We start from the raw sequence: 12,769 nt of genomic DNA, 5'->3' as shown, positions 1-12,769 counted from the left end.
TTGCAGGATCCCCAGTACGAAATTTTGGACGTTTCTTGTAACTTATAAGCTCAGTTTATCGTTTTTGGGGGACGCGGTACCCTTTTTTATCAACTTACTGCCGTTTATAGTCTGATACAAAAATTTTTAATTCTTGTATCGGTATTTCCAAATTAATAACCCTTTTAATGAGTTCAATCCATTCTTTATCAAGTTCTTCTACTGTATCGTTTGCCTCCATACTTAGCATTTCTATTCCCCTATCAGAATCAGCGGGTAACCCCCAGGTATCTCTCACACCAGATTCACCTTCTTTTTCTTGATACCCCTGTGATTCTTCGTGTAGCAGTTCTGACTGCTCATATAGGCTTTTAGCTATCTGATAGTCATCGAAATCCACTTTTAAATCTATCTGTAATTTCCCTTTTAATTCGCGATTTGACTTTTTCCATTCCTCTAAACTTTTTATGTAAAAGAGTTTTGAAAACCTCGGTTTTATATTTTCCCAGTGAAAATAAATAAGATATCACACCATTGCAACAAATCTTCACGGTATTGTTTTTGTTCTTCTATAAACAGCTTTAAAAGCATATCCCGCATCGGCTAAAACGTGCTCAATGTTCAAAATAAGGATGCTGTTATGCCTTTAACCAAAGAATTTTTGCGAATTTTTTTCTGATTTCCGCAAAAAAAGACCACCCTTACTAAAAAGGATGATCGGTCCTGTTGAAAATAGACTTCTTACCTAATCTGCCCATTCCCACTCATCATATATTTAATCGTTGTCAGTGCAGGCAATCCCATCGGTCCGCGCGCGTGAAGTTTTTGGGTTGAGATGCCGATTTCTGCCCCAAAGCCGAGTGCTCCTCCATCTGTAAATCTAGTGGAAGCATTGTGGTATACTGCGGCTGCATCCACTAATTGCATGAATCGCTTAGCCGTATCATCATTTTCTGTAATGATAGCCTCTGAATGCTTTGTGCCGTACTGATCAATATGCTCAATGGCTTCATCTAGACTGTTGACCGTTTTAACTGCAAGATCTAAGCTTAAATATTCGTTGGCCCAATCTTCTTCGTTTGCAGGGATCACATTGAGCAAGACTGCAGCTGCTTCTTGATCACCGTGAATCGTAATGCCATATTCCTTTAACGTTTCTGCAAGGATTTCTTTATTTTCACTCAGCCAATCTTTATGAACGATAAGTGTTTCCGCTGCATTGCATACAGCAGGACGATCTGTCTTGGCATTGATAATTATGTTTAAAGCTTTTTCTGTCTCAGCTTCTTTATCAAAATAGATGTGGCAATTTCCTACACCTGTTTCAAGGACCGGAACCGTCGCATTTTCTACAACCGCCTTGATTAAAGAAGCACCGCCTCTAGGAATCAAAACGTCGATATGCTCCTTCATGGTAAATAACTTCTGAGTTGTCGCACGGTCAGTTGAAGCAATGAATTGCACGGCTTCTTTAGGTATCTTTGTTTTTTCAAGGGCGCGGTGCATCACTTCAACAATCATTTTGTTGGATGAAAGCGCGGATGATCCTCCTTTCAGCACAATTGCATTACCTGATTTCAATGCAAGTCCTGCCGCATCTGCCGTTACATTTGGACGTGCTTCGTAAATCATTCCAATGACACCAAGGGGAACGCGTACCTCTTGCACTTTCAAACCATTTTCAAGCGTCCAGTCGGAAAGAACATCACCCGTTGGATCCGGAAGACCAGCAACCTGGCGCAGTCCCTCTGCAAAGTCCTTGACTCTTTCTTGAGTTAGTGCAAGACGATCCATATACGCCTGGTCAAACCCTTTTTCTCTTCCTTTTTTCAAGTCTTTTTTATTTGCGTCCAAAATGATTCCATATTCTTTTTCTAATTCATTCGCTACAATTCTAAGTGCATCATTTTTTTCCTCAGTTGTCAGCATGCTTAATATTTTCGCTGCTTTTTTCGCTGAGATTGCCTGTTCTTCCACCGTCATTGGTTTAAGCGATGCAACACTCATCAAAACCCCTCCTGTAAGTTTTTAGCTTGGCACCTTCATTGAGAAATCGAGAGAACATACAAACGTCTCTTGATCAATAGCTGCCGCCGTTTCGTTTTTAGTTTCTTGTGTCAGCTGTTCAGTTGAAAAGTTGATTCTGCCGAGACCGAATTCTTCTCCCTCTTCGTCAAGGATGGTCACAACGGCCCCATCGTTAAATCTTCCGTTCACTTCTTGAATATCGATTGGATATATATTTCTCTGCTGATCAATTATGGCTGTTTTCGCTTTTTGAGAAATGATGATTTTGCCCTCAGGACCTGAATGAAACGCAATCCATTGCTTTTTCTTATCAAGGTTAAAGGCATTCGGCTCAAAATACGTACCTCTGGCAGTGCCCTTCACTGCATCCATCAGGATATCCCTTGTGCTTGATTTCCCTAAAAAGGACTGAATGCCGGATGCCATCGCAATTTTAAAGGCTGCAATTTTTGATTTCATGCCGCCTGTACCGACTGGGCTTCCTGTTCCCCCAGCTGCTGCTTCAATTTCAGGTGTGATGGCATCTACTTTTTTAAGCAATTTCGCATCTGGATTATTGTTCGGATTGTCATTAAAAAGTCCATCAATATCAGATAAAATAATCAGGAAATCAGCACCAATCAGCGCGGCCACCTTAGCAGACAGCGTATCATTGTCTCCAAATTTCAATCGATCGACTGTGACTGTATCATTTTCATTTACAATCGGAATAATTCCGCGTTCCAATAAGACATTCATCGTATTTTTCATATTGCCATAGCGTGTTTCATCGGAAAAATCACTTCTTGTAATTAACAGCTGTGAAGCGACGTATCCGTGAGATAAAAAGAGTTCTGAGTAAGATTCCATTAATAGACCCTGTCCGATGGAAGCTGCTGCCTGCTTTTCAGGTAAGGCAGATGGACGCTTGATGCACCCTAACTTACGATAGCCAGCTGCTACTGCTCCAGAGGAAACTAAAACCGTTTCATATCCGGCATCCTTTAGTACTACAATCTGATCCGCCAGCTTCTCAAGTTTTCTGCGGCTTAGCTCACCATGCATGCTGGTCAGTGAACTGCTTCCAATCTTAATAACAACTCTCTTTATCTGTTTCTTTTCTTTGAACATCCTATCCCTCCTGATTTTTCTCTTTTAAACCTACATTCTTAAACTCTGATTAAGACGTCACCAATGCTACTGCCATCTCTTCATTCAGCTCTTTCGAACGTTTCGCCGCTTGATGAATCGCCTGTGAAATGGCTCTGCCTCCATTATTTTTCCGTAAAGCAGCAAGTCCGGATGCTGTTGTTCCATTTGGTGAAGTGACTTTCTCTCTGAGACTTGCCGGTGCTTCGTCGTTCATCATAATCATCTTGGCTGCGCCTAAAATCGTTTGGGCGACAATCTCACGGACCATCGCTTCATCCATCCCCTTTTCAACGCCAGCGTGTTCCATATGCTCCATTAAATAATAGAAGTATGCAGGTCCGCTTCCTGCAATTCCTGTAAAAATATCCATTTGCTCTTCCTCAATTAAGAACACTTTTCCCATACAGCCAAGCAATTCTTTCACTGCTATCACATTGTCCATCCCTGTATGTCTTCCCGGACATAACGCAGTTGCCGACTCCCGGATCATGCTCGACGTATTCGGCATCAACCGCACAACCTGCTGTCCAAGCTGTAGATGATTTTCCATAAATTCAGTGGAAATGCCCGCTAATACAGAAATCACAACTTGATCCACTCTTACTTTATCTTTGAGTGCATCGAGAGCATCTGCTGCTCCCTGGGGCTTCATTGCCAAAATAAAGAAATCAACTTCTTCATATGGCAATGCATCCTGATGGACCGCATGAACTCCATACACGTGATTCATTTCCTCTAGTCGCAGTTGATTGCTGCGATTTGTCACATAAATTCTCTCTGCTGGTATGCTCCCAACCTGCACAATTCCTGAAATCATCGACTCTGCCATCGAACCGGCTCCTAAAAATGCAACAATTTTATCTCTCAACATTATGCCCCCCTAAAAATTCATTGTTCGTAATTCCGTTCGTATTTTTCAACCTTTTTATCGTAACATGCTGAGATTTAGATTCAAGGGAAGAGAGGACATTCATAAGGAAAAGGCCGAGATAGTGAAAGGAAGCGTTTTCATCCGGTGCTTACATGCCAGTAAGGTCATTTAATCAGGGATAATCCGCTGTAATCGGGGTATTTGCGGATATTTTAGGAAGAAAAACGAAATAAAACAATTCAGTAGCTGTTTTCTCGTTCGAAATAATATATTAAAAATTAGCGAACGTTCGAAAATGATTTTTGTGGGTTTACAAACGCTCAAAACAGTTGTTTTTAATCAAAAATTCCCCATTCATAAAAGTATCTTTTATGAACGGCAGCGACAATGCTATATTACCTATTTCAGAATTTTTATACGTTAAGAGAATTTTCAACTTAAAAAGTCGATCTCCACTACGTGAACTGCACCCCAATTGTTAGTTGTGTCTAACAATTGGGGTGCAGTTCAACGTTAAGAAATCGACTTTTTTTACTTTTTCTTAAAGAACAAACTCCCCCGTTAGCCATTTATGAAGCGCAAAAATCAGCGCTTCACCACAGAGAATGAAAATTGATCTCTATGTCGATACTGTTTTAATGGCTGGCGAAGTATCCGTTAGTCTACCTCCAACGATCCAACGTTATCATCGACTGTCGCTCCCTTTAAGGTAGCGCTCATGGGGGATTAATCCATTTTTTGTCGTCGCCCTAGCCTCTACTTAATTTGCTATAAATGGAGGTTTTTGTTTAACGATTTACCAAACTCAATCATATCGCTCATAAATCTCAGCCTTTTTATTGGGTCTATTTTGTTGTTGCTGTGGTTTTTTCTAGATTTTGTGCTTTTTTAATTTTCATGGGAGTTCATTAAGAAAAGCGAGTCTTCTTCAATAATCGCGTCTGTTTGTTAAAATATTACACTCGACATTTTTCACATTAAAACGCAGGTGGGGTAACTGAAAATAATACAACAGCATTTTGACTAAAATTATTTTCCCATTTATGTTTCAAATTTGCTGGTATTTTCACACTATCACCAGCTTCTAAAAGATATTCTTCTTCGCCTAAATACAGCTTAATTTTCCCTTCCAAAATAAATGCTACTTCCTCTCCTTTATGTTCTAGAAGATTTTCTGACGAAGAAATATTGGAAGGAACTTTCATAATCGCTGTTGCTAAATTACCCGTAAAATCAGGTGACAATAACTCATAAGACAAATTATCAATGATCATTTTCTTACGTTTACCGGATCTAACGATCAAGTCTTCCGTATTTATTTCTTCAAGTAAAAAACTAAAAGTTGGAACATTCAGGGTTTTAGCTAAAACCTTTAGGGTTTGAATAGAAGGATTCGCCAAACCTCGTTCAATTTGGCTTAACATTGAAGGTGTAATTTCAGCTAATTTTGCCAACTCTCTACTACTCAATCCTTTAGCTTTTCTATATTTTTCAACTTTCTTACCAATATCTATATTTTCCATAATCAATACTCCTTAACAAGTTGTTAAATTTCATTTAAAAAAGGTAAATATAAATTAACACAAAGATGATTATATGTTAAACTGTATTAAATTTTATTTAATTATAATTTACAAAACAACTTGTTACAAGAAATGAGGAGGATCAAGCAAATGAAAGAGATTGAAAGCAAAGAAATACAAACATGGAAAGACCAATATCCATTACTAAACAAGCTCATTTCGATGGATGAAGTATTTTGGCTGAATCCAAATGTCGAAAAATTTCAAACGGGAATAAAAAAATCCTCCCTTACTCAAGAAGATGTAAAAGATGCAGAGGAACGGTTGAAGCGTTTTGCTCCATATATCGCCAAGGTTTTCCCTGAAACAAAAGGAACGAACGGTATCATAGAATCTCCCTTAGTGAGAATTCCTGCCATGAAACAATCCTTAGAACAGGATTATCAACAACCTATTTCAGGAGAATTATTACTAAAATGTGATAATCACCTTCCTATATCAGGATCTATTAAAGCAAGAGGCGGGATTTATGAAATTCTCAAACATGCTGAAGAATTAGCTTTTCAACATCAATTGTTAACAAAACAAGATGATTATTCGATTTTAGATAGTGATAGATTCCGGACCCTTTTCTCAAAATATTCAATCGCGGTAGGCTCAACTGGAAACTTAGGACTTAGTATTGGCATCATCAGTGCAAAGTTAGGTTTTAATGTTTCTGTTCATATGTCAGCTGATGCAAAACAGTGGAAAAAAGACTTGCTTAGAAGCAAAAATGTCAAAGTTATTGAATATGAAGCTGATTATAGTAAAGCTGTAGAGGAAGGCCGAATCCAAGCAGATAGTGATCCAACATGTTATTTTGTGGATGATGAAAATTCTCACGACCTATTTTTAGGATATGCAGTGGCTGCATCTCGATTGAAAAAACAATTAGAAGAGCTAGAGATAATAATAGATGAAAATCATCCTTTGTTCGTTTACCTTCCATGTGGAGTAGGTGGTGGCCCTGGAGGCGTAGCTTTTGGTTTGAAATTATTGTACCAAGACCATATTCACTGTTTCTTTGCAGAACCTACCCACTCACCATGTATGTTACTCGGTTTAATGACTGGACTTCATGATAAAGTTTCTGTACAAGATGTTGGTATCGATAATGTAACAGACGCGGATGGACTTGCTGTAGGAAGGCCATCAGGGTTTGTGGGTAAAACTATGGAACCTTTTTTAAGTGGCAATTATACGGTTAGCGATGAACAGTTGTATAAGTTGCTAAAAGAACTAGTCGATACAGAGGGGATCCATTTAGAACCTTCTGCACTAGCAGGCATGATAGGACCAAGTAAATTATGTAAAGAGGGCATCAATTATTTACAAAAGCATAGTTTAACGGAAAAGATGAGTGAAGCTACACATATTATTTGGGGGACTGGTGGAAGCATGGTTCCTGAAGAAATGATGACGCAATATTATCAAAAAGGGTTGAAATTAGCGTTAGAGAAACAGAAGTAATTTTACACGAGGTAGTTTAACCCTGTCAGTTTGTAGACCAAAAGGTTTCGGAATGTTCTCATTCCGAAACCTTTTTGATTTTTTATTGGATTTGAAGCTGTTATAGAAAATAGCTGACCTCTCCATTATTTAGACCTTTTCTGGCCCTCGCAAGTCCAGTTGGCCCTCTTCTAAGAGAGCTTTTATGTTCTCTCTTAGCGTTTTATGGTCTGTACAGGTATGATCTATTCCGCAAGATCTTTCCCAAACAGGGGCCAGAACAAAAAACGCGCATATGGTACGCTGAGCAAATTTGAATATAAGATTGATTGATAAAATCGAAATCACGTCACAATCCATATACATCACGCTTTTGCTTATAATTTGAATTACATATGTTTTTATAAGGAGTTTGCCCAGTATGCCACTAGAATAATAATGATTACAGTAACAATAACAAGCAGTTTTTTACTGTAATTTCTATCTTCTTTTATATCCTTATTTTCTCTCTATATTTCATTTGTACCTTTTTCTTTTTATCATCTAATTTCATATTGCAGGTAGACTCCTTAATGAAGATTATTAAGTTGATTTTTTACCATAAAAAATCACATTCATACTTCAACTACCCTGCCCCTTTCGTGCCATAAAAAAAAGGCTACGGCAGCAACCTTCCTTATTGACGTAAAGCACCTTTCCAGTTGAATAACTAATTTAAAATCCATTACCATGGATACTATTCTCATTAATTCGATGGCAATAAAGTAAACGAAACCAGCAAATATACTAAGACCTAAAGCTAACTTTCTCCAAAGTCCTTTCTCACTGAAAAAGAAAAAGAGAACGATATAATGATTCCACATATCATTAATACACGAAAAGTTGTTACTCCAGGATCAATTACTTGTGTTATATTCGCAGTAAAAAAAACAAATAACCAAGATAATTAAAGCAATATATATATTCATTTGATTATCTTGCCCAATAGTTTCATAAAAAAAAGCTTCCTTAAAGACCCCTCAATTTTCAACGAATGCACCGTTAGCCATTCATGAAGCGCAAAATCAGCGCTTACCACAGAGAATGAAAATTGGTATCTATATCGATACTGTTTTAATGGCTGGCTGGCGAAGAAGGTCGTCGAACTATGTGCCTTTGAGCTCATCCGTTAGTCTGACTCCGGCGACCACGGTGTACCACCGACTGTCGCGCCCTTTTTGTGCTTTTTAAATTTTCATGGGAGTTCAACAAAAGCCTACCTTTAAATCCACTCTTTTCCATGTTCACAAATGAATTTAATATCGTTTTGGTAATGTTCAAGATGCCCTTCATCTTTCATCTTTTGAAATGCAATGTCACCTTCACTGGCTTTTTTTGTAATTGTTTTACATAACCCCTCTAATCGTAGCAATACCATTTCCAAATAAGCTTCGTCTATTCCTTCACCGTAAGATTCAAAAAACAATCTAACTCTTTGTTTTATACGGTTAGCATGCTGTAATGAATTATAATAAACTCTCTCACCTGTTTCAGAAAGGTAAAATCTACTTAAGGGGACGCAATTATAAAGAGTATAAGCCATGTCCCAAAGTCTTGGGCCAGGTCCAACAACATCGAAATCAATAATACCTATTGGTCTTTCATGTTTAAAAATAATGTTGTATATCGCAAAATCATTATGGCATAGTACCTCAAATTGTTGGGGGGTGTTATCTATCGATTCCCAGCTATCATCAAATGAAAAATCACTGACAGCATCATGATAAAGACGGAGCATTTTCGCTATTTCTATTAAGACATCATTAGACCGCATGTATTCTTTTAAGGGATAATTACCAGCTTCTCCTTCAATAAATGATAATATCTCCCTTCCTTTTTCATCAATACCTAACAACTTTGGGGCATAACTGAAACCCTTGTTCTCCAAATGCTTTAATAGCTTATGAATTTTGGGACTATCTGGCTTTAATTCTCGTCGCACAGTATCTCCCGAACGATAAACCCTAGAGACATTCCCTCCTGTTAGCATCTCTTCGTTTTCATGTTTTGACATTTAAATATCCCTCCTTGATATGACTTTCTATAAACCATAAAATAAATCCTGTTTGTTAAACTAATCTCTTTCAATTTATACCGAGACAAGGTACTGGAGATTCCGATTTCCTTAGAGCTGCCTCTAAAATGGATTAACCCCCGATCCATACTTTCCTTTATAATCGTTACAGGATAAACCTGCTTTTCTTCAACCATTCCCTGGTTGCAACAGTCTCCCTGTCCGTCATACCATTCAACAAAGATCATCTCCCATTCCCGTGACTTCATTAGGTGGGGCTATTTGGAAACGCGCCTTCAACCAGGTGTTATGTTTTTACCTTATACCCACAGCCTTAATGATTCCATCCTTCTTCAAATTGTTCTCTAATCCTTGAACCATATCGCGGATTCACTTCCAAATTCATGACTTTTATAAGCCCTTTGCCTCTCCTGTTATGATAAGCCCGAGATAGCCCCTACTCCTCTGGCGAATCCTCCATTGCCAGGACATGTACTGGATAACCGTTTAGGGTATCTTTACTTAATTGGATGGTATTCAAGAGTCTTTAATGCAGAGCAGCCCACTGCGGAACCATACAAGAAGTTGGCAAGCAATTCCCTGGACGAATGCTGCATTCATAAATACCAATTCGGATTTCCCCCCGCTACCCACAAAAAACAAAGGATTAAACTGCATTTGGCCAAACTTTCACAAAGTCTCCGTGATTTTCATTAATGAACCTCAAATTCTCTTTTTCTAATCCATATCGTTGTGAGCACAATCTAGCGTTTATAATAGTTCCTGTTCCATTACTTAATTAAAAACAGAAGTTGCCGAAACAACTAAAAAAAGCCGCCAATAATGGCAGCTGAGGAAATCTTTATATTTATATATCATATTGGCTTTTAAATTGGAAAATCTCATCGACAGCTTGATGATACCCACCCGATTTTTGAAAGGATTCACTAATATTTGAAACAGCTTTATGGAAGGATGGGTGGTTTAACAAATGATCTACCGCTTCATTAAGTTGATTTGCCGTCAAACTTTGCATTTGTAATTGAATACCTGCTCCTATATTGGCAACTTGCTTGGCAATTACCGGCTGATCCGCACTTTGCGGAATTACAATTAGCGGAACCCCGTAGTAGAGACCCTCATTGGTACTGTTCATTCCACCATGAGTGATAAATAATTTCGTGTATTTCAGCACCTCAGTTTGTGGAACATAATTTTTCACAATGAAGTTTCTAGGAATCTCCCCCAAGTCAGATATTTGAGCATTTTTCCCGATAGACATCAAGACAGTATGATCAGTGGCCTCGAATGCCTTAAAACATAGCTTATAGAAATCAATTTCTTGGTTAAAGACAGTACCCAGTGAAATGTAAATTGGGCTTTTTCCTTTGATTGAAGTAAGGTCGAGGTTTTCTTGCTTTAATCGTGTGGAGATGGATGGACCAACAAATTTGTAAGTTTGGTTGAATAGTTCTCCGAAAGGTTGAAACTCCCTAGTTGTATAAATGATTGTAAGTGGTGCAGGATTACAAAAAACTTCGTAAGGAGAATCGATCACCACATCATATTTTTCCTTCACCATTGCCGTCAGGCTTTGAAATTCATCGTATATAGGTTTAACTCTTTCTGTAGGGATTTTTTTAGAAAGTTGTTCCAACATTTTATCGAATGATGCTTTTGTCTGCGCAAAAGATGTACAAGAATTAATTGCCGGAAGTTTAAGTATTTCTGCAAGTAAATATCCACAACCAAACATGGAATCGTGGATGATATAATCAAAATGTTCTCCTTCGATTTGCTTCAGAACACTAGGTATCACGACATCTGCTGTATGCAAAAGACCGTTGATTCTTTCGAGTAAATAATTTCTTCCACCAGAGATAAAGGCTTTTACGAATTTTTCACCGTCTAATGTTCGTACAGTAGCTCCGGTCTTCTCAATACGCTCTCGAAAAGCTTCTATCGTAAAGTACACCACCTCTTCTCCACGCGAAATAAGCTCATGCACAACTCCAATAGTTGGATTGATATGTCCTTCTGATCCACCATTAATAAATAAAACACGTGCCATTATAACCACTCCTTAAGTAAAACGTTCACTTGATTTTGTAAGAGTATGGGGCACTGACCCATACCTTTCTTAACTATGTTAAAACTCCGTGGGTTCTTTTAGCAAGTGCAATCAAGTATCATTTTTAACTAAATTGCCCTGTTTAGTGAAAATCCTCACACTCTCTTCACCATTACCGATTTTCTTTAAATTGTTTTTCAATTACCTGTCCCAATACTAAATAAGAAAAAACATATAAACGGCCTACTTAGGGTTATACGCTTCAAGCATTACTGATTTCCCCATTAACTAGGTCACCTCTTAATTAAGAACAGTTAAATCCCAAGTTACAAGAACGATTATATATGACAGAAAAGAATGGACAAAATCCTTTTTCAGGTTTTAGCGATGTAGACATGCTACAGTGGTTTCTTCAACGGCGAGAGCATTTATAACTGCAACATGAAAAGTCCACCCGCACCTTCCAAGCCAATGAGCGAGAACTTCTTCAATTTATTGAACAATTACCCACTTATTCAATGGAAATCCATGTAGACTTGGAAAAAGTTGTGGAGGGTACCCTTTTTAAATCTTTATCTAGCCGGCACATTCGAAGGTAAAAAAGCCCCTATGTCTTAACAAAAGGAGCATATTCCGTTGCCACATTATCCAGAAAGACAACCATCATTAAGAGTTTTTTGAAATTCCTGTTCGGAAGCAGGCTATATCACGGAACCTATTCATGAAGGTTTCTTTAATGTTCATAAAGATGATCGGCCCAACGGGATTTGGGACCAAAGGAAATCATTCAGCTACTTGATCACTTCAGGGAAATTAACCACCCCATCGTTTTTTCGATTATTCATATCCTAACGATGACAGGCATGCGTAATGAAGAGTTTACAAGACTCCGAGTCAAGGATCTTCAATATGATTCCATTTCCAGTACGTATTTTTTAGAGGTCCTAGGTAAGGGAGTAAAAAAGGCAAATACCATTGAAAAAGGAATGAATAGTATTCGAATGTTCCGTTCCGCTAGAGGCATCGACGATATAGATGCAGCAGAAGGAGACGAACCTCTCTTTACGACCAATACCGGCCGTGCCTACTCTCCCTCTTATTTGTCTCAATTCTTAACAAAAGTCATAAAAGAGAGTGGATTGCTCTTTTTGAAGTTCCGTTCTTCTTCCGTTGGTCCTCATACCTTTAGGCATGCTTTCGCCATCATTTCTCACTTAAATGGAGTTAATGTCTATCAGATTATGAAGAGTCTGGGCCATGAGCAGCTATCCACTATAGAAATTTATTTGCAAAAGGTTTTTGAAAAAGAACGCCATGCGATTCATTTGTGTAAATCAGATGTGTTTGGAGAGTAAATATAATAGAAGAAAGTCGTCCTATTTAGAGAAGTTTTTGAAGCATATCGCTGATAACTAAGAACTTATTCGTAAATTTGAACAATCATTTCCTTGGAATCGTTCATGGTTATACCGCCTAGTATATTATGTTTAGGCTCTTTATTTAGAGCACATATTCTTCTTGTTTTTTTCTGCAAAATATAGTCCAATTACTTGAACTAAATTGAAAGGGTGGGAAAAAAGGAGCGCCTCAAGGGGACTAATTTAGATCCTTTTGGGTCGCTC

9 protein-coding genes are annotated in these 12,769 nt (G+C 38.1%); 2 read left to right on the top strand and 7 right to left on the bottom strand.

Annotated features, from left to right (window positions below):
* Nucleotides 1–94: 94 nt before the first annotated feature.
* The 5 genes from SB775_RS15880 to SB775_RS15860 all read right to left on the bottom strand — a co-directional run bounded on the left by SB775_RS15880 (nt 95) and on the right by SB775_RS15860 (nt 5,532).
* Entirely contained in the window at nt 95–379 is a 285-nt protein-coding gene (locus tag SB775_RS15880; RefSeq protein ID WP_410862157.1) for a hypothetical protein, read from the bottom strand.
* 341 nt (nt 380–720) lie between these two features.
* Complete coding sequence (locus SB775_RS15875; RefSeq protein ID WP_410862156.1) at nt 721–1,989, bottom strand: glutamate-5-semialdehyde dehydrogenase; 1,269 nt, start codon at nt 1,987–1,989, stop codon at nt 721–723.
* An 18-nt stretch (nt 1,990–2,007) separates the two neighbouring features.
* Nucleotides 2,008–3,117, bottom strand: a complete 1,110-nt coding sequence (proB, locus tag SB775_RS15870; RefSeq protein WP_410862155.1) for a glutamate 5-kinase — start codon at nt 3,115–3,117, stop codon at nt 2,008–2,010.
* Nucleotides 3,118–3,166: 49 nt separating this feature from the next.
* Nucleotides 3,167–4,009: a pyrroline-5-carboxylate reductase gene (proC, locus tag SB775_RS15865; protein ID WP_410862154.1), complete on the bottom strand. Its 843-nt coding sequence runs from the start codon at nt 4,007–4,009 to the stop codon at nt 3,167–3,169.
* A gap of 977 nt (nt 4,010–4,986) precedes the next feature.
* Entirely contained in the window at nt 4,987–5,532 is a 546-nt protein-coding gene (locus SB775_RS15860; RefSeq protein WP_061463294.1) for a helix-turn-helix domain-containing protein, read from the bottom strand.
* A 150-nt stretch (nt 5,533–5,682) separates the two neighbouring features.
* On the opposite strand from SB775_RS15860, the gene dsdA reads away from it, so the two are divergent.
* The gene (dsdA, locus tag SB775_RS15855; protein WP_410862153.1) at nt 5,683–7,044 is read left to right on the top strand and encodes a D-serine ammonia-lyase; all 1,362 of its coding nucleotides are present in this window, start codon (nt 5,683–5,685) and stop codon (nt 7,042–7,044) included.
* A 1,240-nt stretch (nt 7,045–8,284) separates the two neighbouring features.
* On the opposite strand, the gene SB775_RS15850 is transcribed toward dsdA, so the two are convergent.
* Together SB775_RS15850 and SB775_RS15845 are read right to left on the bottom strand one after the other, a co-directional pair.
* Nucleotides 8,285–9,076: a phosphotransferase gene (locus tag SB775_RS15850; protein ID WP_410862152.1), complete on the bottom strand. Its 792-nt coding sequence runs from the start codon at nt 9,074–9,076 to the stop codon at nt 8,285–8,287.
* A gap of 868 nt (nt 9,077–9,944) precedes the next feature.
* On the bottom strand, nt 9,945–11,147 hold the full coding sequence (locus SB775_RS15845; RefSeq protein ID WP_410862151.1) for a macrolide family glycosyltransferase: 1,203 nt from the start codon (nt 11,145–11,147) through the stop codon (nt 9,945–9,947).
* Between the two features lie 767 nt (nt 11,148–11,914).
* On the opposite strand from SB775_RS15845, the gene SB775_RS15840 reads away from it, so the two are divergent.
* Nucleotides 11,915–12,502 (top strand): tyrosine-type recombinase/integrase, encoded by a 588-nt coding sequence (locus tag SB775_RS15840; protein WP_410862150.1) that lies wholly within the window; start codon nt 11,915–11,917, stop codon nt 12,500–12,502.
* The last annotated feature ends 267 nt before the right edge of the window (nt 12,503–12,769 follow it).

This window comes from Peribacillus sp. SIMBA_075 (assembly GCF_046534585.1).
The sequence above is the reverse complement of the archived record's forward strand: the minus strand, read 5'-3'. Positions and strand labels throughout refer to the sequence as shown.

What these genes read in the sequence shown, in the direction of transcription:
- proB (WP_410862155.1), bottom strand. Translation starts at nt 3,117, where the DNA reads ATGTTCAAAGAAAAGAAACAGATAAAGAGAGTTGTTATTAAGATTGGA.
- proC (WP_410862154.1), bottom strand. Translation starts at nt 4,009, where the DNA reads ATGTTGAGAGATAAAATTGTTGCATTTTTAGGAGCCGGTTCGATGGCA.
- SB775_RS15860 (WP_061463294.1), bottom strand. Translation starts at nt 5,532, where the DNA reads ATGGAAAATATAGATATTGGTAAGAAAGTTGAAAAATATAGAAAAGCT.
- dsdA (WP_410862153.1), top strand. Translation starts at nt 5,683, where the DNA reads ATGAAAGAGATTGAAAGCAAAGAAATACAAACATGGAAAGACCAATAT.
- SB775_RS15850 (WP_410862152.1), bottom strand. Translation starts at nt 9,076, where the DNA reads ATGTCAAAACATGAAAACGAAGAGATGCTAACAGGAGGGAATGTCTCT.
- SB775_RS15845 (WP_410862151.1), bottom strand. Translation starts at nt 11,147, where the DNA reads ATGGCACGTGTTTTATTTATTAATGGTGGATCAGAAGGACATATCAAT.